Source organism: Marinobacter litoralis (assembly GCF_016427555.1).
Taxonomy (GTDB): domain Bacteria; phylum Pseudomonadota; class Gammaproteobacteria; order Pseudomonadales; family Oleiphilaceae; genus Marinobacter; species Marinobacter litoralis_A.
The window spans coordinates 1,434,454-1,458,653 of sequence record NZ_JAELVS010000001.1 but is presented as its reverse complement, the minus strand read 5'-3'; the positions used below and the strand labels follow the sequence as shown (position 1 = coordinate 1,458,653).

Here is a 24,200-nt window from a genome sequence, read left to right as displayed (position 1 = left end):
CTTACCGCCCCCTCAGGAATAGTTTGTCCAGCTCGGACAGTGTCATCAGAGTCCATGTCGGGCGCCCGTGGTTGCACTGACCGCTGCGTTCGGTAGCTTCCATATCCCTCAACAGCGAATTCATTTCCGGAATGGTCAACTGCCGATTGGCGCGCACCGAACCGTGGCAAGCCATGGTACCGAGCAACTCATGAGTTACGGCTTCCACCCGGTCGCTTTGACCGTTCTGGATCAGATCTGCCAGCACATCCCGCACCAACTGCTCGGTATCGGCTCCACGTAACAGCGCGGGAATCTGGCGAACTGCCAGGGTTTCGGGACCAATCCGTTCGATTTGCAGGCCAAGCTGCTGCAATTCGTCACCGTGACTTTCCGCCAGCGCAGCTTCCTTTTGACTGACCGACAAGGATACCGGCACCAATAGCGGCTGACTCTTCAGATCCTGTTCGACCAGCGCCCGCTTCATGCGTTCATAGGTAATACGCTCATGGGCCGCGTGCATATCCACCACAATCATGCCGGTCCGGCTCTGGGCCAGAATGTATATACCGTGAAGCTGTGCAATGGCGTAGCCCAGTGGCGGCTCGTCTTCGCCATCTTGCGGCGGTGTGGGCACCGGCTGCGACTCAAACGGGTCGGGGCGAGTCTCGGTGGTTACGCCGCCACCGGCATTGAGCGAATTATAGAAGGCCATTTGATCGCTGGCTTTCCAGTCCTGCTGCGGCTGAGCTGAAGAGGTATTGCCATAACCCCCACTGTAGGAAGGCACTTGCGAAGGCGCCGCCCCCTGCGACAGCGGAAAGGCTTCAGTGCTGGCACCTGATTGCGAAACCTCGGGCTCACGGCTCAACGCCTGCGCTTCGGCCCCTCTGAAATGGTCTGCCGGGCGCACATCGGCCAAGGCTCGGTGCAAGGTACGGAAAATGAAATCGTGCACCAAGCGGCCATCGCGGAACCGTACTTCGTGTTTGGTCGGGTGAACGTTTACATCCACGGTGGCAGGGTCCACCTCGAGATACAGCACAAACGCAGGATGGCGGTTGTTGTACAGTACATCGCGGTAAGCTTGGCGCACCGCATGGGCCACCAGCTTGTCGCGGATAACACGACCGTTGACGAAGAAGTACTGCAGGTCGGCCTGGCTGCGCGAGAACGTCGGCAGCGCCACCCAGCCCCACAACCGCAAGCCGCTGGCTTCTGCTTCAATAACCACGGCGTTATCAATGAATTGCTGACCACAGAGCGAGCTGATCCGGCGCTCTTTATCGATGTCCGATTCAGCCGGCCGCAAGCTTTGAATGACCCGCTGGTTATGGCGCAGAGTAAATCCGGCATCAAAACGGCTCAGGGCCTGGCGGCGAATGGATTCATCAACGTGATTGAATTCGGTTTTTTCGGTACGCAGAAATTTACGGCGTGCGGGGGTATTGAAAAACAGATCACGCACTTCCACAGTGGTACCGACAGGGTGTGCAGCGGGCGAGATTTTCGCGTCCATGTCGCGCCCTTCCACCTCCACCCGGGCAGCCGCTTCCTGATCCGCCGTGCGGGAAGTCAGGGAAAGACGAGATACCGAACTGATACTGGCCAGCGCTTCGCCACGGAAGCCGAGCGTGCCTACGGCCTCAAGGTCATCCAACGTCAGGATTTTGCTGGTGGCATGCCGGCTCAGAGCCAGCGGCAGATCCGATTCGGCGATTCCGAAGCCGTCATCCCGAACGCGAATCAGTTTGACGCCACCCTGCTCCAGCTCAATGTCCACCCGGCTGGCACCGGCATCCAGGGCGTTTTCGACCAGTTCTTTAACAACAGATGCGGGACGCTCCACCACTTCACCGGCGGCTATCTGGTTGGCAAGCCGGGGCGAGAGCAACTGAATGTGGGGCATAGCCGGGAACTACCTCTTGATCAGGATGAGGGGATACGTATGGTTTGCCCTACCATAACACGATCGTCGTTCATCCCGTTAAAGCGCATCAGCTCACTGACGGTGGTCTGGTTCTCACGCGCCACACCTGACAGCGTATCGCCCCGCTGAATGCGGTACTGGCCAACACGGCCATCGCCTTTGCGGTTCTCTTTTTGCCACGCTAACAAGGTTCCCGGGGGCGGGCTGCGACGGAAGTAATCGTGAATTCCATCCATCATCGCTTTCGCCAGTTTCTCCCGGTACCACTGGGCCGACAGGTTCTTTTCTTCTTTGGGATTGGAAATGAACCCGGCCTCCACCAGAATCGAGGGAATATCCGGTGATTTAAGCACCGCGAACGCCGCCTGCTCTACGCCTGGCTTGTGCAGCTTGGCGACCGTGCCTAGCTGTCCCAAAACCGAACTTCCTACACCCAGACTGGCGTTGATGCTTGCCGTCATCGATAAATCGAGCAACACACCGGCCAGCATTTCGTCTCTTCCATCCAGCGACAACGCTCCGGCGCCACCGATCAAATCCGAACGGTTCTCGCTCTGGGCCAGCCAGCGGGCCGTTTCACTGGTTGCTCCGCGCTGTGACAAGGCAAAGACCGAAGCGCCACTCGGTTGCGGTGTGCGGAAGGCATCCGCATGGACCGATACAAACAAATCGGCGTTGTGTTTTCGCGCCAGAATGGTTCGGTTTCTCAAACCGATGTAGTAATCCCCGGTGCGAGTGAGCTTTGCCTTGAAGCCGGGTTGCTTGTTGACCAGCTCCGCCAGGGTTTTCGCCATCTTCAGCACAACGTCTTTTTCCCGGGTTCCGCGCGGCCCGATGGCGCCGGGGTCTTCGCCGCCGTGGCCGGCATCAATCACTACGATAATGTCGCGCTTTCCGGCGGAACTCTGCGTCACGGTTGGGCTGGCAGCCTTATCCAATCGCGTTCCCGATTCATCAATCAAGTCCACTACCAAACGGTGGCCGTATTGCTGATTTGGCTCTAGCACAAAACTGCGGGGCTTAATGTCGGTTTTCAGATCCAGAACAACGCGAAGATCCGTGCCGTTACGGGGCGCGCTGCGGATTCGCTTGATGGGGCTGCCGGACAGATCTACCTTGCTGAAATCGGCGAGCTTGGTGGTGTTTTTCAGATCAATCACCAATCGGGACGGCCCGGAAAGCGAAAACATGTTGTGCTCCACCTTTCCGGCGGTATCCAACACCAAGCGGGTGTGGTCCGGGGCCGGCCATATACGAACCCCCTCAACCTTGGTAGCGGCATGAACCGCGCTTGCCGCGAGCGCCAGCAGTATGCACAGTACGAATCTCATGTATCCGGCCCTATCAATTCAATTTGATTTAACAACGAGGCGCCAAACTCAGAACGGGCCCTCAAAATCACGGTTCGACCGTCGCCTTGGCGTTCCAGCTGGATTTCGACATCCGGCTCGGGAAGAACACCCTCGCCCCGCTCCGGCCATTCGATCAGGCAAAAATTCCTGGCCGCAAAATAATCGCGTATACCCATGTATTCGAGTTCTTCCGGGTCACCCAGCCGGTACAGATCAAAGTGGTACACCGGCGGGGTTAAATGCTCATAGGGCTCTACCAGCGTATAGGTCGGGCTTTTCACCGCGCCTTCGTGCCCCAGACCACGCATAACACCCCGGCTCAGGGTGGTTTTCCCCATGCCCAGATCACCTTCCAGAAAAACCGTAAGACTCTGTTCCGAGATTTTAGCCAGCCGCGCTAATTCACCACCCAATTGTTCAGTTTCGGCCTCGCCTTTCAAAAACAACCGGCGTTCGTTACCAATAATGCTCATTTGTCCTCCCGGTCGTTTCTGATGCCGCTCACGTCGGTCTCTTTCAGTACAAAAGGTAAATCTTGAATGACGTCGGTGGGCAACACCCCCTTGTAACCCAAACGTTCGGCTGCCCTACCCCCTGCGGCCAGATGCGCCGATGCAGCCACCACGCTTGCCCATCCGATGTCGGTTAACTGGCCCATAAAAGCGCCCAGCATGCCGGACAAAACATCCCCCATGCCCCCGGTAGCCATCCCCGGATTACCGCCAGCAACGACAACGGGTGCGGCAGAGTTGGTTGCGATGACCGTGCCCGCTCCCTTGAGCAAAACCACGCCGCCCCAGATGCGCTGAATTTTTTGCGCCGCTGCCAGCCGGTCGGCTTCAATCTCGGCAACGCTGCATCCGAGCATGCGGGCTGCTTCTCCCGGGTGCGGTGTCAACACGTGCTGATTACTGGGAATCGCTGCACGGGTGGCCATCATATTTAGTGCATCGGCATCCAGCACACGCGGTTTCGCGCTATCCAGCACCTGCTGCAACATCTGCTGGCCCCAGGCCGACTTGCCAATTCCGGGGCCACACACAATCACATCCGCCTGCTCAATCAGTGCGGTTAATTCTGAGCCGTGGACAACCCCGCGCACCATTACACTCGGACAACGCACGAGTGCCGCAGTTACATGCTCTGGCCGCGTCGCCAGTGACACCAATCCGGCGCCAGCCCGCGAAGCAGCTTCGGCCGCCATGATGCCCGCACCACCATAGCCAGACTCCCCTGCAACGATCAGCACGTGACCAAAATGCCCTTTGTGAGCATTGCGCGGACGCGAGGGAAAAGCGGTTCGGCAGTCCCGCCAATGGGCCAACCGTGCTACTGGCTGCTCTGGGCACCCACTCAATTGCTCACGGGTCGCCAGCGGCTCAAATACCACGTTGCCGCACACCGCCGGGCCGCCCCCGGTATACAGACCGATTTTGGTACCGATAAAGGTAACCGTCAGCTCCGCCTGCAGCACATCACCCTCAGCGGCTCCGGTCGAGGCATCAAGCCCGGACGGCAAATCAACAGCCAGTACAGGCCGCATCGCCTCATTCACCGCGCGAATCACCTCAGAAAACGGCGCCCTTGGTGCGCCTGTTACGCCGGTTCCGAGCATGGCGTCTACAACCACATCCGCGGCTGCAAGCTTCTCTTGAAGCCGACCTTCCGGCATATCGGAAATTTCCGTAATCGGCACACCTTCCCGGCTTGCAACCTCGAACGCTTTCAGGGCATCCCCTGACAACTTGGCACTCGTAGCCACGGCAATACACTCTACGAAAATGCCATGGCGTTGCGCATTGGCCGCGATCAGATAGCCATCGCCACCGTTGTTCCCGGCACCGCATAATACAAGCAATGAAGCGGGCGAAGGCCAACGTTTTCTGAGTTGCCTGAATCCGGCCCGAGCAGCCGCCTGCATCAAGTCGAAACCATCAATTCCCTGCTCATCAATAAGATAGCGATCCATCGCTCGCACGGAGTCGGCGGAATACAAGGCTTCTGGTAGACTGTCCGCGTAACGCATGGGGCATCCCGCTAAAGAAAACGGTTTAAGTAAATTGGCCAGATACCTGTAAAGCATAGCAAAACAGGAAAAAAGGTCATAACTTAATCAAATTAAATCTCCGCAGGCTTTCACCGCCGAAGGCTCCGTCATGGCCACCAGTACAAACAACACGCCCTCGAACACCGCTCTTGACGCCCTGCCAGAAAGCATCCGCCAATGGGCCAAAGAGCTGGGATTCGCTGACGCGGGCATCACCTACGCTGACACAGGCCCACATGCTGAGCGCCTGAAACAATGGCTTGCGGCCGGTTATCACGGCGAAATGGCGTACATGGCCGATCACGGCGACAAGCGTTACACCCCGGATTCACTGGTTCCGGAGACTCAGCGGGTTATTTCGGTTCGCATGGATTACCTGCCGTCGCCGGACAACCCGAAACAAGCGCTTACTAACCGGGAAACCGCCTACATCACCCGTTACGCCCTCGGGCGGGATTACCACAAGCTCATACGAAAACGGCTGGCGACGCTCGCCAAATGGATTGACGAAGCAGTTAGCGGATACCAGTACCGGGCTTTTGTTGACAGTGCTCCGGTGCTTGAGAGGGGCTTGGCCCAGCGGGCCGGCCTTGGCTGGATAGGCAAGAACAATATGGTGATTCACCCGAAGGCCGGATCGTTCTTTTTCCTGGGTGAAATTTTCACCAGCGCACCTTTGCCGGTGGATGAGCCTTTCGAAAAGCAGCATTGCGGCTCATGCTCTGCGTGTTTGGAAATCTGTCCCACGGATGCTTTTGTTGGCGCGCACTTACTGGATGCCCGTAAATGCATCAGCTATCTCACCATCGAGCTGAAAGGGCCGATTCCGGAGGAGTTGCGTTCGAAAATGGGCAACCGGGTGTTCGGTTGCGACGACTGCCAGATTGTGTGCCCCTGGAATAAGTTCAGCAAACCCACTGCGGAGAACGATTTCCAGCCGCGGCATGGCTTGGACAATACCGAGCTTGCCGAGCTGTTTATGTGGACGGAACAGGAGTTTCTGAAACGTACCGAAGGGTCGGCCATTCGACGCACGGGTTATGAGAGCTGGCTGCGCAACATTGCGGTGGGGCTGGGCAATGCCCCGTCAACCATTCCGGTCATCGAGGCATTGAAACAGCGGGCGGAGCACCCGTCCGAGCTGGTGCGTGAGCACGTCGCCTGGGCGCTTCGCCAACACGGTTTATAGTTTGAAGAAATGCTCGCGGTAGTGACGTAATTCGTTGATGGAGTCACGAATGTCGTCGAGGGCCAGATGGCTGCCTTTCTTCTTCACACCATCCAGTACATCCGGGCGCCAGCGGCGGGCCAGTTCTTTGATGGTGGAGACGTCCAGATTGCGGTAGTGGAAGAAGCTTTCCAGTTCGGGCATGTACTTCACCAGAAAGCGGCGATCTTGCCCAATGCTGTTACCGCACAGGGGCGAGGTGCCGGCCGACATGTGCTGCTTCAGGAATTCCAGAGTCTGCTGTTCAGCTTCCGCTTCGCTGATTTGGCTGTCTTTCACCCGCTGGGTCAGGCCGCTCTCACCATGGGTTTTGGTGCACCATTCATCCATGGCATCCAGCAAGCTGTCCGGTTGCTTGATCGCAATCACCGGGCCTTCAGCAACCAGGTTCAGTTCCGAATCGGTAATAATCGTGGCCATTTCGATGATCCGCTCTTTCTCGGGATCCAGACCTGTCATTTCCAGGTCAATCCAGACCAGGTGGTTTCCATTGCTCATTTTCTTTTACACCTATGCTGTTGAGTTTGGGTGCTAGTGCGTGTGTGGATTGGCTTTCCGAAAACCGCTACGAGCACCCGCAAGCGGGTCCGGCCAGCAATCACAGATTGCTGTCGCGGCGCTGCACGTGAAGCTTCGCTTCTAAAACGTTTGCTTCGCCCATGTGCGCTTCTCTCCGGCCCTCCATGGCCTACGACATTTTCGGAAAGCCAATCCACACCCGCACTTCAGACTAATTAGCCTGCCTCCCAGCCTTTTGAATCCCACGCCGACGTTCTGGGTGCTGGCCGGGTAAAGCTTTCCGGGAGTATCTGAAGCCATGGATGGCTTCAGCTAAGCGCACATGGATGTGCTCGTAGCGTCTCCCGGAAAGCTTTACCCGGCCGGCACTTGCACCCAAGCACAGAAATCCTTGGATCAGGTGGCACCCATGAGAAACTCTGCCTATTGTCCATGATTCACGTATCATGTGGTACACCACTTCCCGGGAATACTAGAGAGCAGATGGCGAAACGCAAACTGAACAAACGCCAGCAGTGGCGAATCGAGAAGATCCAGAAAGAACGCACCACTCGAATGGCCCGCAAGGAAAAGGCCGTAGAAGCCCAGGCGGAAGCCGGTGAACTGGGGCCAGAACAAGAAGGCCTGATCATTGCGCACTATGGCCAGCAACTTGATGTTGAAGCCCTGCAAGGCGACGACGCGGGGCGAGTGTTCCGCTGCTTTGTCCGAGCCAATATCAGCAGCCTGGTAACAGGCGACAAAGTCGTTTGGCGACCCGGCAAAAGTGAAACCGGAGTGATTGTTGCTCGTTGCGAGCGGGAAAACCTGTTGCAGCGGCCAGATAACTTTGGCGCCCTGAAGCCCGTTGCGGCCAACATTGACCATATTATTCTGGTGATTGCGCCGGAGCCAGAGCCTCACGATAGTTTGATTGATCGCTATCTTGTGGCCTCTGAAAGCTCGGATATTCCCGCGGTATTGCTGCTCAACAAAACCGATCTGATTAACGACCAGAACCGGCCTCAGATTGAGGCGCTACTGGCTCGTTACGAAGCACTGGGCTATCAGGTTGAACAGACATCGGCTGCCGCCTGCGAAGGCGAGCCTGCGCCGGAGGTGGAAGCACTGGTTCGCAACCAGACCAGCGTGTTCGTAGGCCAGTCAGGCGTCGGTAAGTCGTCGATTATTCAAACCCTGCTGCCCGATGAACAGCTTCGGGTGGGTGCGGTATCAGAGAGCACCGGCAAGGGCGTGCACACGACCACCACCGCCAAGTTGTTCCATCTCGCCAGCGGCGGCGATTTGATTGACTCGCCGGGTATCCGGGAGTTTGGTTTGTGGCACATGACTCCGCAGGAGGTCGAATATGGCTTTCGGGAGATTCGGCCACTCATGGGCCTGTGCAAGTTCCGCAACTGCCGGCATATGGGCGATCCGGGGTGCGCTTTGGATGCAGCGGCCGAAAACGGCGAGATTTCGCGGGAACGGCTCAAAAGCTTCCACCGGATTTTGCAGGATATGGCCGAGCAACAGGCCCGCGGGCTCAAGCTCACCTGAGTTGGTGGCCGCCTGTTCTGAATCTATCACCAGTTGAGCTCACCCGGAGCCGGTTCGGGGCGCTCTTCTCGCCAGCTGCCATCCTCCAGCTTTTCCAATGCTTCTTGCTCTTGAGCTTCACTGGGGCGAGTTAGATCAATAATGGGTTTGGGCGCGGATGCCGCTCTGGGGCGAGCATCCGCCACGGTTTTGTTCTTTAGAACGATGATAGAGATTCGACGGTTAACCGGCGCTGTTGGATTATCAGCGTTGAACAACACCGAATCGCTCAACCCAACCACTCGGGCAATCTGTTCAGACCGGACACCACCCGCCACCAAGGCTCGCCGCGCTGTGTTGGCTCGATCAGCCGATAGCTCCCAGTTGGTATAACCCGGCCGACCATTGAACGGTGTGGCGTCGGTGTGTCCGGTCAGGCTCAGTTTGTTGTTAACCGAGCCAAGCGTTTTCGCGAGTTCAAACAAGAGTTCCTGAGTGTAATACTTGAGCTCTGCCCGCCCGGAATCAAACATCGGTCGCCCCGAACGGTCAACAATCTGGATGCGCAAGCCTTCATCGGTGATGTCGATCAGCAACTGGTCTTTGAATTCCTGCAGCGTTTCGTTTTGCTCAATCCGCTCTTTCAACTCCTGAAAAAGCTGTTCCATACGGCGCTGTTCCAGCGTATCCGCCAGCTCATCGACAATTTCATCTTCAATCTGAAAGGTACTCGACTCAATATCCAGTGAACTTTCATCGATAACCGAGGCACTGCCGCCCAGATCGATCGGGTTCGGAGAGCCGCCTTCGGTAAAGCCGACCGGATCCTTGAAATAGCCTTCTACGGCTCGTTTTTGCTCCGGCGAGGCGGTAGCGGTTAACCAAAGCACCAGGAAAAATGCCATCATCGCAGTGGCAAAATCGGCAAACGCCACTTTCCAGGAACCGCCGTGGTGGCCGGCGATGACCTTCTTCTCGCGCTTTATGATGATCGGCTGCTGTTCCACGCTTAACTCCGGCTACTGATGGGCGGTATCAATTGGAGCGAACGTGATCGTTCAATTCCTGAAAACCCGGGCGCTTCTCGGTTGGTAAGGCTTTGCGGCCAAACTCAATGGCCATTTGCGGCGCCTGCCCTGCCACCGTCGCAACGATGGCCGATTTCACGCATTCGTAAGCTTTCAGTTCGTACTTGGCCGTATGCTCAAGTGCAATCGACGCGGGGCCCACAAAACCGTAGCCCATCCAGATCCCTAAAAAGGTACCCACCAGAGCCGCCGCCACGCTCAAGCCGATTTTTTCTGGCCCTTCGGTCAGGAAATTCATGGTGATCACGATCCCCAAAACCGCCGCTACGATCCCTAGCCCCGGCAAGGCATCTGCGATTTTGTTCACCGCATGAGCGGGTTCTTCCAGTTCGTGCTGGCGATTTTCAATCTCGTTTTCCATCATGCCTTCCAGTTCATGAGGTGCCATGTTGCCGGAGCTGATGATGCGCAAATAGTCGGTGATGAAATCAAGTAAATGCTTTGATTTCATAATGGCCGGGTATCGGGTGAAGATCGGACTCTCTTCCGGGTTATCGACATCCTCTTCAACGGCCATTACACCCTGTTTCCGGGATTTATCGAAAATCTCATAAAGAAGGCTGAGCAGGTCCATGTAATAAGCTTTGTTGAACGGGGAGCCGGTCAGTAATCGCATCAACCCGCTAAACACCTCTTTCACAGTGTGCATCGGGTTGGCAATTACAAACGAGCCAACGGCGGCCCCGCCGATGATCAGCACTTCCGTCGGCTGCCAAAGCACCGCCAAGTTCCCGCCGTGCAGGGTATAGCCGCCTAGAACACTCGCAATAACAATCACTGCACCAATAATCAGCAGCATAAAGAAGTCGTCGCCCGTTTAAACTCTGTGAAAATCAGCGTTCGATAATAGCAAGCCCACATCAGAACAGCGAAGGGGAGAAACAATTTCTATACACTACGCCCAGTTTGATAAACTGCCCCGCTTTATAGAACCGAGAGATGTCTCAAATGCTTGATAAACTGTTCGTCCTGAGTCAATACGTCACGCCGCAGCTGACGCTATCCCGCTTGGCTGGCCGCCTCGCAGACTTTGACAGGAGTCCAGCTCTGAAAAACCGCGTTATCCACTGGTTTATCGACCGCTATGGCGTAAACATGAGTGAGGCCGCTGAATCTGATCCCACCGCTTACGACAGTTTTAACGCATTTTTTACCCGCGCACTCAAGCCCGGCGCACGCAAAGTCGATGAAACGCCCGATGTTTTTGTCAGCCCTGTTGACGGAGCCATCAGCCAGCTTGGCCAGGTCACGGCGGACGACCGGGTATTTCAGGCCAAAGGTCAGTCTTTCAGCCTGACGGAGCTGCTCGGCGGCGACGAAAAGCGCGCTGAAGCATTCCGTGAAGGCGAATTTGCCACCATTTATCTGTCTCCTAAAGACTACCACCGCATTCACATGCCAGTGGCCGGCACCCTGAAAGAAATGGTGTACGTTCCGGGCAAGCTGTTTTCCGTTAATCCGGTAACGGCCGAAAACGTTCCGAATCTGTTCGCTCGAAACGAGCGCGTGGCCTGCATTTTCGAGACTGAAGCCGGCCCTATGGCGCTGGTTTTGGTGGGCGCGATGATTGTCGGCAGTGTCGAAACCACGTGGGCCGGCGTGGTTGCGCCCAAGCCGAGCAAGGTGACGGAATGGCAGTACTCTGGCGACCAGGCGGTACGTTTCAAGAAAGGCGATGAAATGGGACGGTTCCGCCTGGGCTCGACCGTTGTTGTGGTGATGCCGAAAGGCGCCGTTAACTGGAACGCCGATCAGGTCGCCAGTAAAGGTGTCCAGATGGGCGAGGCCTTTGGCCAGTTGAAGCCAGCGAAAGCCTGACACCGGTCAGGCTCTCTCGATCGGGAAAGCCAGTACCTCCTCAATCGATTTCGCACCAACCTTCAGCATCAGCAGCCGGTCCAGCCCTAAGGCTACACCTGAACAATCGGGCAGACCGGCTTCCAGCGCCGCCATAAATGCACTGTCCAGAGCCATTTCAGGCTTGCCTGCCATTCGGCGCTGCTGGTTGTCCGCTTCAAAGCGTTGCCTCTGCTCCTCGGGGTCTGTCAGCTCCCAATATCCGTTACAGAGTTCCAGCCCGTTTATATAGAGCTCAAATCGATGGGCGACCGGGTGCCCCTGATCTTGTGACAGCCTGGCCAGTGCAGCTTGCGATGCCGGATAGCCGGTAATAAAAACCGGCCTCTCCAAACCCAGTGTGGGCTCGACCATAAAACTCATCACCAGATCCAGACAATCGTTTCGGCTCAGGTTCTCGAGCTGTTCCCGTTCCAGCCATTGCTCACAAAAACGCCTTAGGTCGGCATCGGAAATTTCCATCGGGTCGAAACCCGCGCTTTCGATGACTGCTTGACGATAGTTCACCTGATCAGGCCGATCACAGCCCAGCCAGCCGCACACCAAATCCGCCACTTCGGCCATCAGCCCCTGATCGTCCATCCCCACCCGATACCATTCCAGCATCGAGAATTCCGGATTATGACGCCGCCCCCGTTCACCGTTTCGGAAGACCCGGGCAACCTGGTAGATACAACCCGATCCCGCAGCCAACAGCCGTTTCATCGGGTATTCGGGCGAGGTCTGAAGCCAGCCGCCCTGCACACCACCGGCCTGCACGTCTGCCGAAATGCCATCGAGATTGAGGTCGGTGACACCGTGGCGGCCGAGGACCGGTGTTTCTACCTCCAACACCCCCCGCTCACAAAAAAAGCCGCGCACATAAGCAAGCTGCTGTGCACGGCTTTTCAAGGTGTCCCGCGAGGCAGTAGGCTGCCAGACAGGAGATTCAGTCATCGTGGATCAACTGCTTTTGACGCGGTTTACGTACTCGCCGGTGCGAGTATCCACTTTCAATACTTCACCAATCACAATGAACAAAGGTACGTTGACTACCGCACCTGTGGACAAAGTGGCAGGCTTGGAACCGCCTTGCGCGGTATCGCCCTTCATGCCCGGATCCGTGTCTACAACTTCGAGCTCGACAAAGTTAGGCGGTGTAACCGACAAAGGCGCGCCGTTGTACAACGTTACAGTGTAAACGTCTTGTTCTTTCAGCCACTTAACGGTGTCGCCAACCGCTTTAGCATCGGCGGCGTACTGCTCAAAAGAGCCGTCTGTCAGCATGAAATGCCAGAACTCACCATCGGAGTACAGGTATTCCATGTCCTGCTCCATTACGTCCGCCGCCTCGAGACTCTCGCCCGATTTGAAAGTACGCTCCCAAACCCGATTGGTCATCAGGTTGCGAAGCTTTACACGGTTAAAAGCTTGCCCTTTACCGGGCTTAACGAATTCGTTTTCCAGCATGATACAAGGATCGCCATCCAGCAAAACCTTGAGCCCGCCACGAAATTCGTTGGTAGAATATGAAGCCATGAAATGTCCACCTGACATACTGTCGTTAAAAATTCAAAGGCCGCTATGATACAGCGAACTCCGGTCCGTATAGAAGCCCGTGACACCAGTCATCTTTCAGACCAAAGCTCCTGCCCACCTGAAAACCAAAGCTGGCAAACGATTCTGAGTCAGTCATTGAGCACCCCCGAGCAGTTGCTGGAGCGCCTCAATCTGCCCGCAAACCGCTGGCTGGAGGGCGCAAAGAGCGGCCACAAACTGTTTCAGATCCGCGTGCCCGAACCATTCATCAGGCGCATGGAGCCCGGCAATCCGAACGATCCGCTGCTGCGCCAGGTACTGCCGATAACCGACGAAACCGTGGAGCTGCCCGGTTTTGTCCGGGACCCCTTGGAAGAAAATACCGCTATTCAGACCACCGGCCTGATCAGAAAATACCACAGCCGAGCTCTGTTAATGGTCACCGGCCAATGTGCGATTAATTGTCGCTACTGCTTCCGGAGGCACTTCCCTTACGGCGAGCATAAACTCAGCCGCGATGACCGCCACAAGATTATTGCGACACTGAATGCCAGCCCCGAGATCAACGAAGTTATTCTCAGCGGTGGCGACCCATTGGCCGTCAATGACCGACTGCTTTCGCAGTGGGTCGATTTGCTCGATGCGGTGCCGCACCTGAAACGACTGCGCATCCATTCACGATTGCCGGTCGTTATCCCCCAGCGGGTGTGTGACGACATGCTGGCCTGGCTGAACCGCACTCGCTTGCAGAAAGTGCTGGTGGTTCACGTAAACCACCCCGCGGAGATTGATCAGGCCACTCGAGAGGCGTTCGCACGTTTAAAACAAGCGGGCGTTACCCTGTTAAATCAGAGCGTCATTCTGAAAGGTGTGAACGATAACGCCGTCACGCTGTCCGAGCTAAGCGAGGTGCTGTTTGATGTGGGTGTTTTGCCGTACTATCTGCACGCCTTCGACCCGGTGGCGGGTGCACACCACTTCGATGTCAGCGATGCTGACGCGGCATCGTTGCTGCGCCAACTGCTGGAACGGTTACCCGGATTCCTGGTACCGAAACTTGTGCGAGAAGTCCCGGGGGAAACCAGCAAAACCCCGATACCGGTGTTTTAGTGAAGCATGTCGCAAAAACAAACAGCTGTAGACTTGTCAAAGATTGTTAACTCATGACTTTCTCGCTTTTTGTCAGCGCTTTGCTACTTTAAAGTTTAGATTCCGGAAACAATAACGATCTGTATTCTCGGTATTTTCACTCAAACACTCACTGTAATTTAGCCACTGGCGCGAGATCATTGCAGGCATGATTCTGAAACCCGACCTCAAGGTACCTGAGCAAAAAACAGCGAGCCTGTCTTTTTGCGACACCTCGCCAAAAGCGTTTCGTGCCTGGACTCGCCAGCTGCCTATGGCCAACATTGGTGAAACATCGCGCCGGCTTTACCACGCGGTTATTGAGCTGAATCAATTGTTTCTCCCGCCGCAACAACGCATGCAGTTTCTGGAATTGGCGCGGGACAAAATTCATTTTGTCTGCAACGAATTGTCACGCCACTTCCTCGGGCTGGCGATTGCCTTGCCCGAAAAGCAGCGCAAAATAGCCAATCTGACTCAAGCGCTACAGCTCCACCTGGCAAGTGGATACAAGCTCTGCGTTCTTGAATTTATCGACAACGGCGGGCTGGACAAGAACAAACGCCAGATCAGCATTGCCACACACCGTGCCATCTCCGAGCTTGGCGCCACCATACTTCGCGCGCACCAGCTCTATTGCCCCAGCCCGGCGAACAGTTGGCTGGAATGCCACCACCTGTTCCGGTTCGCCAAACAGCATAGACTGAACGCACACGATGTTGATGATCAATTGCTCAAACATCGCCGTTCCAGCACGGTGGCCGACAGCTACAAGCGGGTTTTGTTGCTGGGCTGTGCACGCCCCAACCAATTGCGCCAAACCGAACTCACCCTGATCTACGATCTGTTTGAAACCTGGACAGAGTTTTGCGAATGCGGTCCGGAACTGGGCGACGAAAGCCTGTTCATTGTTAACCTGGGAAAAGACTCATCACCGATTTATCGAAGTCTGCTCGAGCAGGTTTCAGGCGAAAACAATGTCGGCTTCGACACCCAAGACCTGTCAGCCCACCTGGCCGAAGCCGTTCAGGCACGCAACGAAAAATCTTCGAAGGCGACGAAGCTGCAAATTCCGGCAAACATCAGCGACACCCTGCTCACTCACCTGAGTCAGGCGCTGGGAATTCTGGCCAAGCGAAATTTCAACAGAATCGCCAGCCAGGGCACGCTGGAAATTTGTGTCGGGTTGACCGCGGCTCATTATTTCATCGCCGGCGAGAAAACCTTTCCCGAGTTCATTGACGGCAATGACAACGAACATCACGAGGAAGAGAACTTCTTTATTCGCAATTCCAAGCAAAAACCCGATGTCTGGTCAGGCGCCCACGACGCGCCTCCCCAGGATCGGAATTTGCCTCCATCCGATGCACCGATAAATTTCCGCCCCAGTTCCGGCGCCAATCCGGGCAAAACCAAACCGGTGTCCTACAAGGCGGCACTGATCAACACCAGCCCTGGCGGATACTGTGTGGGCTGGGAAGCCAAAATCCCCGCATCTCTGCAGGCGGGAGAGGTGCTGGGCGTCAGAGAGCAAAGTTCACACCCGTGGAGTCTCGCGGTAGTGCGGTGGCTGAGGCAGGTTCGTAATCAAGGTACTCAGGTGGGTATCGAATTGCTCGCCCCCAGCGCCTCCCCCTGCGCGGTGCGGCTCATTCAAAAGGTGGGAAATAGCAGTGAATACCTCCGCGGGCTCATGCTGCCGGAGATCAGCGTGATTAACCAACCCGCCACCCTGATTACGCCTCGTCTGCCGTTCCAGAGTGGCAGCCGGATATCACTGCTGCACGACGGTTGCGAAGACCAGGGTCAATTGCTGAAAAAAGTGTCTGCAACTGGCAGTGTCAGTCAATTTGAGCTGAAGCTGCACACAACGGCAACCCCTTCACGCCTAAAGGCAAACCAGAATAACGGTTCCGGCACCACAGAAGACGAATTCGACTCCTTGTGGCCGTCGCTTTAAAGCGATCGGTTGGCAGTCTAAGGAGTTCAGGGTTGTTATTAATCAACATCCCCTTCATCATTCTGTACCAGTGATAAGTCGGTTATCGGTCTGAAGTCGGGAAACACTGGAATGTTCGTTCTCCTGCAGACACTCGAGCCGGCACCATCAAACGGCATGATGAGACATCGTACGAATGCAGAAAAACAACTCCACGGTACAGCTGCTGATCCTCGACCCATCCCAGAATGATGCCGAGTCCATGGTCAGTTTGCTCCGCAATTCCGGCAAAGCCACCCGAGCCCACCGAATCACCTCGGAAGAAGATCTAGAAGAAGCCCTGAAGGCCTCTCACTGGGATCTGCTGCTCGCCCGGGATCTGGAAGAACTAGAGTTCGGGCCAGACGATGCGCTTGCGATGCTCAAACGGATGGACAAAGACATTCCGTTCATTCTGCTTACCAACGAGCCAAACCGGGAGCGGGATCTCGCGATCATGCGCCTCGGAGCCCAAGATGCCGTACCATTCGAATACACGGAAATGCTGGTATTGGCCATCAAGCGTGAACTCGGCGCATTGAACGAGCGCCGTAAACGCCGTGTGCTGGAATCTCACCTGCGCGAAGCCGAACAGCGTTGCCAGCTTTTGCTCGAAAGCTCCAAAGATGCCATCGCTTACATCAACGATGGCATGCATATCTATGCCAACCAGTCCTACATGGAGTTTCTCGGCTACGAAGATATTGACGACCTGATCTGCGTTCCGGTGCTGGACACTCTGACTCCTGAAAGCCAGGAGCAATACAAAGAGTTCATGAAAGCGTTCGAGGAGGCCGGCACCAACGGCATGACGTTCAATTGCACCGCCCGCCGCAGCGACGACCATGAACTCAACGTGACCATGGCTGTTTCTGCCGCCACCTACGATGGTGAAGCGTGCACCCAGGTGGTGCTGCAGCCAGAACACAGCGGCGCGGAGCTGGAAGAAAAGCTTAAACAGATCAGCAGCCAGGATCTTCTGACCGGGCTTTCAAACCGTCAACACCTGATGGAACAGCTTTCACAGGCATTGGCCACTGCGGCCCGAACCAACGAAACCGGAGCCCTTGCCTACATCGGCATCGACAACTTCCTCAGCATGAAGAGCGACGTTGGGATTTCCGGGGCCGATTTGTTGCTGGGTGATCTGGCGTCACTGCTAAAAGAGCAAACGCCTGACGACATGACGCTGGCCCGACTCAGCGACGATGCGTTCTGCATTATGTGCCTTCCGTGTAACGACAAAGGGTTAGCCAACCTCTGCGAAACAATTCGCCAGGCGGTGGACGACCACCTGTTCGAAATCAACGGCCGCACCGTATCGCTCACCGTGTCTATCGGCGTTTCCGCCATCACTGAGAACTCCCCCAAAGCCGAAGAGCTCCTGAGTCGGGTTCACTTGGCATCCGCCGAGGTCAGAAATCAGCCGGAGCACCAAAACGGCAATGGCGTTGTGATCTACAACCCGGTCGATTTCGAGGTGCCTGACGAGTCCAATGCTCTCGAAATGATCAGCAAGGCTATGGACGAAGAGCGACTGTTCTTGTTGTTCCAGCCAATCATCAACCTGCGCGGCGAAGGCGAAGAACACTACGAAGCATTGGCTCGCATGACCAATAGCGACAACGAAGTGGTCACGCCCTACGAACTGTTACCGGCCATCTGCCCGCCGGAAACCGCCATCAAGATCGACCGCTGGGTGATTCTGCAATCCATCAAACAACTCTCCAGCCATCGCTCGCGCGGCCAAGACACCAAGCTTTTCGTGAATTTGAGTGCCGAAACCTTGCAGGATGTCACCTTCCATCCTTGGCTAAGCGTTGCACTTAAAGCTGCTCGACTGCCGGGCGATGCACTGATTTTTCAGATCAGCGAGAACGATGCCAACAACTTTACGAAACAGGCGAAAGACTTCACCAAAGCGATGCACGAACTCAATTGCAAAGTCTCGATAAAGCACTTTGGCTGCACCATCAATCCGTTTAATGCCCTCAAGCACATTGACACGGACTACGTGAAGTTTGACGCGTCCTTCACCGAAAGCCTCCAGAAAGATGACAAAATTAAGGAGCAAGTAAAGGAAATGGCCAGTTCACTTCAGAAGTCCGGCAAACTCACTGTCGTGCCCAAGGTCGAGAGCGCCACCATTCTGGCCACGCTATGGCAGGCAGGGGTGAATTACATTCAGGGGTATTACCTGCAAGCCCCAGCTCCAGAGATGAGCTACGACTTCGGCGACCACTGATCGTCGCTGATACCAGCGACGCAAAAAAAGGGGTGGAGAAACCAATCTCCACCCCTTTCTCAATCACTGCAGGCTCCCTTACAGCATCTGGTTAGTCTCGCTCTCACGGAACCCGATCAGATACAAAATGGCGTCTAACCCCAGCGTGGAGATTGAGTGCTTGGCCGATTCTTTCACCAAGGGTTTCGCCCGGAATGCCACTCCCAGACCTGCCTGACTCAGCATCGGCAGATCATTTGCACCATCCCCCACAGCAATCACCTGCTCTCTGGCGATGTGTTCCTTCTCGGCAATTTCAAGCAGCAGCTGCGCTTTGCGCTGGCCATCGACAATCTGCCCCTTCACCTCACCGGTTACTTTGCCATCCACAATTTCCAGCTCGTTGGCATAAACGTAATCGATGCCGAGTTTGCTCTGTAAATGGCGAGCAAAGTAGGTGAAACCACCCGACAGAATGGCTGTGCGATAGCCTAGCGCCTTCAAGCTGCGAATCAGATGCTCTGCCCCTTCCGTCATTCGAAGACGGTTAGCGACGCCCTCAAGCACCGACTCGTCCAAGCCCTTTAGCAGTGACAAACGTTCTGCAAAACTCTGGCTGAAGTCCAGCTCGCCCTGCATGGCCCTTTCAGTAATCTCGGCAACACGATCACCAACACCCGCTTCCAGAGCAAGTTCATCGATCACTTCCGCTTCAATGAGGGTCGAGTCCATATCGAACACCACCAATCGACGGTTGCGTCGGAAAATCGAATCCGCCTGGAACGCAATATCCACGTTCATTTCGCCGGCAATGTGCAAAAAGTCGGCGCGCAATTGTTCCAGATCCAGTGGCGTTCCGCGCACTGAAAACTCGACACAGGCGATCCTGTTTTCGGACGCATTCAGCGATGGACGAGCCGACAGCCGGGTGATGTTGTCAATATTCAAACCATGGCGAGCGGTAATTTCAGACACTCGCGCAATCTGTTCCGCCTTGATGTCCCGTGATAGCAGCGTAACGATGTAACAGGCCCGGTTTCTGCCTTCGGCCCAGGATTCATATTCCTCAACGGTGATCGGCGCAAAGCGCACCTGCAGATCCAGCGCGTGCAATCGAAACAAAATATCGCGGATAACCGGAGACGACTTGGATGCATCCGGAATCTCGATCAGGATGCCCCAGGTCAGATAATCGTGGATGACGGCCTGACCGATATCGAGAATGCGTACATCGTATTGCCCCATGATCCCCGTTATTTCCGAGGTCAGTCCGGGCTTATCGCGCCCGGATACGTTCACCAGCACCAGTTCACTCACTGTCTACGTTCTCCTCTTCCTCTGCTCTGGCGGCAGAGGGAATCACATCGATACCGTCCACGCGCTGCAGCCCGCGGGGCAATTTATGTCCCCGGCGGCCTCGCTCGCCGAGATAATGTTCAAGATCACCGAATTTCAGACCCAGTTTGCGCTTACCGGCCCGGATTTCCAGCTGGTCTTCTTCACCAAACACTGCGACAGCAACGACAAACTCCTCCCGGTTCTGGACTCGCGCGGAGGGAATACTGATGATTTTGTTGCCTTTCCCTTTCGCCAGTTCCGGCAACTCGCTGAGAGGGAACACCAACATTCGGCCCTCGTTGGAAATAGCGGCCAGATACAAGGTTGACGCGGTTTCAGGCACCGTCACCGGCGACATGATTTTGGCGCCCTTCGGCACGGTCACCACGGCCTTCCCTGCCCTGTTTTTGCTGATCATGTCTCCGAGCGATGTCACAAAACCATAACCGGCATCGGTCACTAACAGAGCTTTACGCTCAGGATTCCCCATAAGCAAGCCTGAGAAAGTGGCTCCGGACGGCGGATTGATTCGGCCAGTCAACGGGTCGCCCTGCCCACGCGCCGAGGGCAAGGTATGGGCCATCAAGGCGTACGCCCGACCGGTTGAATCCAGGAAGATGGCCTGCTGGTTGTTACGGCCTTTGGCAGCCAGAGAAAAACGGTCACCAGACTTGTAGCTCAGGCCAGACGGGTCAATGTCGTGCCCTTTGGCCGCTCTCACCCAACCCTTATCCGACAGTACCACGGTGACCGGATCGTTAGACACCAGGTCGGTTTCGCTGAAGGCTTTGGCTTCTTCACGCTCGACAATCGGGGAGCGACGGTCGTCACCGTAGGTTTCGGCATCTTGCTGTAGCTCGGTTTTGATCAACTCCCGCATCCGCTCTTCCGAGCCCAGAATCGCCTGCAGTTCATCTCGCTCCAACGCCAGCTCATCCTGCTCGCCGCGGATTTTCATTTCTTCCAGCTTGGCCAGGTGGCGTAATTTCAGCTCAAGGATCGCTTCCGCCTGCTCCGGCGACAAACCAAAGCGAGCCATCAGCTCTGCTTTCGGCTTATCTTCGGTACGGATGATCTCGATCACCTCATCAATGTTGAGGTAGGCAATCAATAAACCTTCCAGCAAGTGCAGGCGTGCCAGCACTTTGTCCAAGCGATGCTGCAAACGGCGGGTCACCGTGGTTTTCCGGAACACCAACCATTCCGTCAACATCTGGTGCAGCCCTTTCACTCCTGGGCGGCCATCGTTGCCGATCACATTGATATTGACCCGGTAGGTTTTCTCAAGGTCGGTACTGGCAAACAAATGCGCCATCAGGCCTTCCAGATCGACGCGATTCGAACGCGGCACAATCACCAATCGAGTCGGGTTTTCGTGGTCTGACTCATCTCGCAAATCCGCCACCATCGGCAGCTTCTTGGTTTGCATTTGCTGGGCAATTTGCTCAAGAACACGATTACCCGATACCTGATGCGGCAAATCATTCACCACGATCTCGCCGCTTTCTTTGACCCAACGCGCTCTCATTCGCAGAGAGCCCCGGCCCGTTTCGTACATCTTGCGAAGATCGTTACGCGGGGTAATGATTTCGGCGCGGGTCGGAAAATCCGGGCCTTTGACATGCTCACAGAGCTGATCAACGGTGGCCTCTGGCTCATCCAGCAGACGGATACAGGCTGCAGTGACCTCCCGCACGTTGTGGGGCGGAATGTCTGTGGCCATACCCACCGCGATACCGGTTGTGCCATTCAGCAAAACATGCGGCAAGCGCGCGGGGAGAACCGAGGGTTCTTCCATGGTGCCATCAAAATTGGGCACCCAGTCTACGGTGCCCTGCCCTAATTCGCTTAACAGCACATCGGAAAAACGGGCAAGCCGTGATTCCGTGTAACGCATGGCGGCGAAGGATTTGGGATCGTCGGGTGAGCCCCAGTTGCCCTGCCCGTCTACCAATGGGTAGCGGTAGGAAAACGGCTGAGCCATCAACACCATGGCTTCGTAACATGCGCTGTCGCCGTGGGGATGGAACTTACCCAGAACGTCACCTACGGTTCGAGCCGACTTCTTGTACTTGGACGTGGACTTCAGGCCCAACTCGGACATCGCGTACACGATCCGCCGCTGTACCGGCTTGAGCCCGTCGCCTACATTAGGCAAGGCTCTGTCGAGGATTACGTACATGGAATAGTCGAGGTAGGCTTTCTCGGTATAATCGCGTAGCGCTACCCGCTCGAAACCTTCATCGGTCGTCTGAAACTCTGGCATGGACGCCCCTTTGCCTTAACTGCCTGATTTGAAATATCGATTCGTTACCCGGAAGAGACACCGGGAAATGTGGCCCACATTATATGGACGCCAGCCACGATACACCAATTTCCAATAGCGGAATTCCCGCATGGAGAGTCTGTAAGGTGCGCCGTATTCTCGCTGCTCTGGTTAAATTGCCGTCTTATCTCTGAGCAAGCGGAAACCTATGATTCCCAATCTTAAAGCCTGCGGGCACGCCATGATAACGGCTCTGGTGAATGCGACTCTTGCGGTTGTTCTGATGCTGTTGGTGGAGTTTGCGATCAGTGGCACGTTTCAACTGCCAGCCCCCTATCTCTGGGCTGGGCTGGTCATTTGGGTCGTTATTTTTGTGGCCCAGTTCCTTCGTCAGCGCCATCTTTGCAAAGCAAACGAACGACCAGATAACCACTAACCCCCCGAACCAAAGGAACAATGGCGATGGAATCGCCCAAGGGAAGGTAATCTGAGGCTCCGAAAACCCGGAACCTCAGACTGATCATTACAGAACTTACTGACGAATACCTTCGACCGAAATTTCGATCTCAACGGTTTCAGAAGCCTTGCCGAGATCCATCGGGATACCAAAATCTTTCAGTTTGATTTCGGTTTCAGCTTCAAAGCCCATCCGGTAGCCTCCCCAGGGATCCGCACCGTGGCCCAAAAGCTCCGCATCAAGCGTCACTTCACGGGTTACGCCCCGAAGCGTCAGGTCGCCGATGATATCGGCTTCACCATCGCCATCCATCACAACACGCTTGCTTTTGAACGTGGCTTCGCCGAACTCGTTTACGGCCAGGAAGTCATCGCTGCGCAAGTGCTTGTCACGCTCAGCGTGATTACTGTCTACGCTTGCGGTGTCGATGGTTACGGAGACTGAGCTGTTCTCAGGGTTTTCGGCATCGTAAACAAACTGGCCATCAAAATCGTTAAAACGGCCATACAACCAGCTGTAACCCAGGTGAGAAATCTTGAAGGTGATAAACTGATGCGCACCTTTCGTGTCAAAGGCATAGGTGCCACTGTGGTCATCGGCCTGGGCCGAGGTCATTACCGCCATCGAGACGGCGGAAGCAAGAATCAGTTTTTTCATAAAGCTCTCCTTATTTCGCTTTGATGTTACACGTAGCTTGAGTTTGACGGCTCACGATTTACCGAGCATTCGTCGCAAAGTTGCATCTTTATCAATGACGTGGTGCTTAATCGCCGCAAAGGCATGAACGGCCGCTAACACAATCAGGGCCCAGGTACTCCAGTAATGCACAAGGCCTGCTGTGTCTTCCATACCTTTGATACGGCCCGTCACCGAAGGCACCTGAAACCACCCGAATACATCAATGGCTGAACCATCGGCCGTCGAGATCAAATAACCGCTGATCATCGCAACAAAAATGAGGACATAAAGCAAAGCATGAGCCATGTGAGCCGACGCCACTTCCCAGCGTTTGTGTTCCGGCAAAGGCTTGGGGCTCGGCGTCGTTACGCGCCAAAGCACCCGAATCAGCATGACGCCAAACAACAAAATCCCCACCGACCGGTGGATATCGGGGCCTTGACGATACCACTCGTCGTAATACGACAAATCCACCATCCAGAACCCCAGCCCGAATAGCCCGATGACTGCCGCCGCAACCAACCAATGCAGTAAAATGGATACCCAACCGTACCGATCGTCAGAATTTCGAACTGCCATGCTCACTCCCGTTGAACTTTATATTCTGTGGGGCCAATCAATATCACGATGCACACCCATGCAGTCTATAGCGCTGTTAGAGCGAATCAAATCGAAACATTTTGCGCTCATTGATCAGTTTGTTTGAACAAGATATACCACCCGTTAGGTTGCGCCCCGGCCACTTTGGTCGTATAGGGATTTTACGGATTGTCGAAATTTATCGCTGAGATAGACTTTAACCAAACTTATGAACTGCCCCGAAGCGGGGTGTTAATGACAGAGGAAAGCGATATGGAACTCGATTTCGACGAAAGCGTAGTGATTCCCAGCAACAACTAATCACCCCAAAATCCCGGCCATGCCGGGATTTTTCGTTGTTTTTACCCTACGCTTATTTCCGAGATACAAACTGTTTCCTACCGAACACATTAACCTGTGGTAATCCAAGCCATTTTTTGGCACCCTTCAGCAACAAATGCCTTGAAAAAATTAGGCGTGCCAAGGATATAGGCACTCTGGCGGTTATTCAGCCAA

20 protein-coding genes are annotated in these 24,200 nt (G+C 55.4%); 7 read left to right on the top strand and 13 right to left on the bottom strand.

Features of this window, described 5'->3' with window-relative positions; all coding sequences use genetic code 11:
* Window position 1: 1 nt before the first annotated feature.
* The 4 genes from mutL to JAO79_RS06740 are packed head-to-tail and all read right to left on the bottom strand — an operon-like array spanning window position 2 to window position 5,287.
* Window positions 2–1,888 carry a DNA mismatch repair endonuclease MutL gene (gene mutL, locus JAO79_RS06755; protein ID WP_199006413.1) on the bottom strand — a complete coding sequence of 629 codons (1,887 nt, stop codon included), beginning with the start codon at window positions 1,886–1,888 and terminating at the stop codon, window positions 2–4.
* A 20-nt stretch (window positions 1,889–1,908) separates the two neighbouring features.
* Complete coding sequence (locus JAO79_RS06750; RefSeq protein WP_199006412.1) at window positions 1,909–3,240, bottom strand: N-acetylmuramoyl-L-alanine amidase; 1,332 nt, start codon at window positions 3,238–3,240, stop codon at window positions 1,909–1,911.
* Complete coding sequence (tsaE, locus tag JAO79_RS06745; protein ID WP_199006411.1) at window positions 3,237–3,734, bottom strand: tRNA (adenosine(37)-N6)-threonylcarbamoyltransferase complex ATPase subunit type 1 TsaE; 498 nt, start codon at window positions 3,732–3,734, stop codon at window positions 3,237–3,239. The genes JAO79_RS06750 and tsaE overlap by 4 nt, the downstream gene beginning before the upstream one ends.
* The gene (locus tag JAO79_RS06740) at window positions 3,731–5,287 is read right to left on the bottom strand and encodes an NAD(P)H-hydrate dehydratase (RefSeq protein WP_199006410.1); all 1,557 of its coding nucleotides are present in this window, start codon (window positions 5,285–5,287) and stop codon (window positions 3,731–3,733) included. Before JAO79_RS06740 ends, tsaE begins: the two co-directional genes overlap by 4 nt.
* A gap of 130 nt (window positions 5,288–5,417) precedes the next feature.
* On the opposite strand from JAO79_RS06740, the gene queG reads away from it, so the two are divergent.
* Entirely contained in the window at window positions 5,418–6,497 is a 1,080-nt protein-coding gene (queG, locus tag JAO79_RS06735; protein WP_199006409.1) for a tRNA epoxyqueuosine(34) reductase QueG, read from the top strand.
* Here the strand turns inward: queG and orn are convergent.
* A complete protein-coding gene (gene orn / locus JAO79_RS06730) occupies window positions 6,492–7,034 on the bottom strand; it encodes an oligoribonuclease (RefSeq protein ID WP_199006408.1) in 543 nt (180 codons plus the stop codon). The two genes, queG and orn, sit on opposite strands and share 6 nt — an antisense overlap.
* 504 nt (window positions 7,035–7,538) lie before the next feature.
* On the opposite strand from orn, the gene rsgA reads away from it, so the two are divergent.
* Entirely contained in the window at window positions 7,539–8,594 is a 1,056-nt protein-coding gene (gene rsgA / locus JAO79_RS06725; RefSeq protein ID WP_199006406.1) for a small ribosomal subunit biogenesis GTPase RsgA, read from the top strand.
* A gap of 26 nt (window positions 8,595–8,620) precedes the next feature.
* Here the strand turns inward: rsgA and motB are convergent, their stop codons facing one another.
* Together motB and motA are read right to left on the bottom strand one after the other, a co-directional pair.
* Window positions 8,621–9,580, bottom strand: a complete 960-nt coding sequence (motB, locus tag JAO79_RS06720; protein WP_199006405.1) for a flagellar motor protein MotB — start codon at window positions 9,578–9,580, stop codon at window positions 8,621–8,623.
* A gap of 28 nt (window positions 9,581–9,608) precedes the next feature.
* Window positions 9,609–10,460: a flagellar motor stator protein MotA gene (gene motA, locus JAO79_RS06715; RefSeq protein WP_199006403.1), complete on the bottom strand. Its 852-nt coding sequence runs from the start codon at window positions 10,458–10,460 to the stop codon at window positions 9,609–9,611.
* A gap of 149 nt (window positions 10,461–10,609) precedes the next feature.
* On the opposite strand from motA, the gene asd reads away from it, so the two are divergent.
* Entirely contained in the window at window positions 10,610–11,479 is an 870-nt protein-coding gene (asd, locus tag JAO79_RS06710; RefSeq protein WP_199006401.1) for an archaetidylserine decarboxylase, read from the top strand.
* Between the two features lie 6 nt (window positions 11,480–11,485).
* Here asd and epmA read toward each other — a convergent pair whose 3' ends face one another.
* Window positions 11,486–12,454, bottom strand: coding sequence for an EF-P lysine aminoacylase EpmA (gene epmA, locus JAO79_RS06705; protein WP_199006399.1), 969 nt, complete (start codon window positions 12,452–12,454; stop codon window positions 11,486–11,488).
* A gap of 6 nt (window positions 12,455–12,460) precedes the next feature.
* Window positions 12,461–13,036: an elongation factor P gene (efp, locus tag JAO79_RS06700; RefSeq protein WP_114334174.1), complete on the bottom strand. Its 576-nt coding sequence runs from the start codon at window positions 13,034–13,036 to the stop codon at window positions 12,461–12,463.
* Between the two features lie 45 nt (window positions 13,037–13,081).
* Between efp and epmB the strand changes: the two genes are divergently transcribed.
* From epmB to JAO79_RS06685, 3 genes are all read left to right on the top strand, one after another.
* Window positions 13,082–14,146 (top strand): EF-P beta-lysylation protein EpmB, encoded by a 1,065-nt coding sequence (gene epmB, locus JAO79_RS06695; protein WP_199006397.1) that lies wholly within the window; start codon window positions 13,082–13,084, stop codon window positions 14,144–14,146.
* A gap of 178 nt (window positions 14,147–14,324) precedes the next feature.
* Entirely contained in the window at window positions 14,325–16,124 is a 1,800-nt protein-coding gene (locus JAO79_RS06690) for a GTPase (protein ID WP_199006650.1), read from the top strand.
* A gap of 175 nt (window positions 16,125–16,299) precedes the next feature.
* Complete coding sequence (locus JAO79_RS06685; protein WP_199006395.1) at window positions 16,300–18,387, top strand: EAL domain-containing protein; 2,088 nt, start codon at window positions 16,300–16,302, stop codon at window positions 18,385–18,387.
* A gap of 78 nt (window positions 18,388–18,465) precedes the next feature.
* Here JAO79_RS06685 and serB read toward each other — a convergent pair whose 3' ends face one another.
* Together serB and parC are read right to left on the bottom strand one after the other, a co-directional pair.
* Window positions 18,466–19,683, bottom strand: coding sequence for a phosphoserine phosphatase SerB (serB, locus tag JAO79_RS06680; protein ID WP_199006394.1), 1,218 nt, complete (start codon window positions 19,681–19,683; stop codon window positions 18,466–18,468).
* Entirely contained in the window at window positions 19,676–21,970 is a 2,295-nt protein-coding gene (gene parC, locus JAO79_RS06675) for a DNA topoisomerase IV subunit A (RefSeq protein WP_199006392.1), read from the bottom strand. The genes serB and parC overlap by 8 nt, the downstream gene beginning before the upstream one ends.
* A 208-nt stretch (window positions 21,971–22,178) precedes the next feature.
* Between parC and JAO79_RS06670 the strand changes: the two genes are divergently transcribed.
* Window positions 22,179–22,406, top strand: a complete 228-nt coding sequence (locus JAO79_RS06670; protein ID WP_199006390.1) for a hypothetical protein — start codon at window positions 22,179–22,181, stop codon at window positions 22,404–22,406.
* 96 nt (window positions 22,407–22,502) lie between these two features.
* Here the strand turns inward: JAO79_RS06670 and JAO79_RS06665 are convergent, their stop codons facing one another.
* Both JAO79_RS06665 and JAO79_RS06660 read right to left on the bottom strand, forming a co-directional pair.
* Window positions 22,503–23,084 (bottom strand): YceI family protein, encoded by a 582-nt coding sequence (locus JAO79_RS06665; RefSeq protein ID WP_199006388.1) that lies wholly within the window; start codon window positions 23,082–23,084, stop codon window positions 22,503–22,505.
* Window positions 23,085–23,135: 51 nt separating this feature from the next.
* The gene (locus JAO79_RS06660; protein WP_199006386.1) at window positions 23,136–23,684 is read right to left on the bottom strand and encodes a cytochrome b; all 549 of its coding nucleotides are present in this window, start codon (window positions 23,682–23,684) and stop codon (window positions 23,136–23,138) included.
* Window positions 23,685–24,200 lie beyond the last annotated feature (516 nt).

Coding starts and splice junctions, on each gene's coding strand:
- epmA (WP_199006399.1), bottom strand. CDS start 12,454: ATGACTGAATCTCCTGTCTGGCAGCCTACTGCCTCGCGGGACACCTTG.
- JAO79_RS06750 (WP_199006412.1), bottom strand. CDS start 3,240: ATGAGATTCGTACTGTGCATACTGCTGGCGCTCGCGGCAAGCGCGGTT.
- motA (WP_199006403.1), bottom strand. CDS start 10,460: ATGCTGCTGATTATTGGTGCAGTGATTGTTATTGCGAGTGTTCTAGGC.
- orn (WP_199006408.1), bottom strand. CDS start 7,034: ATGAGCAATGGAAACCACCTGGTCTGGATTGACCTGGAAATGACAGGT.
- parC (WP_199006392.1), bottom strand. CDS start 21,970: ATGCCAGAGTTTCAGACGACCGATGAAGGTTTCGAGCGGGTAGCGCTA.
- mutL (WP_199006413.1), bottom strand. CDS start 1,888: ATGCCCCACATTCAGTTGCTCTCGCCCCGGCTTGCCAACCAGATAGCC.
- asd (WP_199006401.1), top strand. CDS start 10,610: ATGCTTGATAAACTGTTCGTCCTGAGTCAATACGTCACGCCGCAGCTG.
- efp (WP_114334174.1), bottom strand. CDS start 13,036: ATGGCTTCATATTCTACCAACGAATTTCGTGGCGGGCTCAAGGTTTTG.
- JAO79_RS06660 (WP_199006386.1), bottom strand. CDS start 23,684: ATGGCAGTTCGAAATTCTGACGATCGGTACGGTTGGGTATCCATTTTA.
- JAO79_RS06665 (WP_199006388.1), bottom strand. CDS start 23,084: ATGAAAAAACTGATTCTTGCTTCCGCCGTCTCGATGGCGGTAATGACC.
- rsgA (WP_199006406.1), top strand. CDS start 7,539: ATGGCGAAACGCAAACTGAACAAACGCCAGCAGTGGCGAATCGAGAAG.
- JAO79_RS06670 (WP_199006390.1), top strand. CDS start 22,179: ATGATTCCCAATCTTAAAGCCTGCGGGCACGCCATGATAACGGCTCTG.
- tsaE (WP_199006411.1), bottom strand. CDS start 3,734: ATGAGCATTATTGGTAACGAACGCCGGTTGTTTTTGAAAGGCGAGGCC.
- JAO79_RS06685 (WP_199006395.1), top strand. CDS start 16,300: ATGCAGAAAAACAACTCCACGGTACAGCTGCTGATCCTCGACCCATCC.
- epmB (WP_199006397.1), top strand. CDS start 13,082: ATGATACAGCGAACTCCGGTCCGTATAGAAGCCCGTGACACCAGTCAT.
- queG (WP_199006409.1), top strand. CDS start 5,418: ATGGCCACCAGTACAAACAACACGCCCTCGAACACCGCTCTTGACGCC.
- JAO79_RS06740 (WP_199006410.1), bottom strand. CDS start 5,287: ATGCGTTACGCGGACAGTCTACCAGAAGCCTTGTATTCCGCCGACTCC.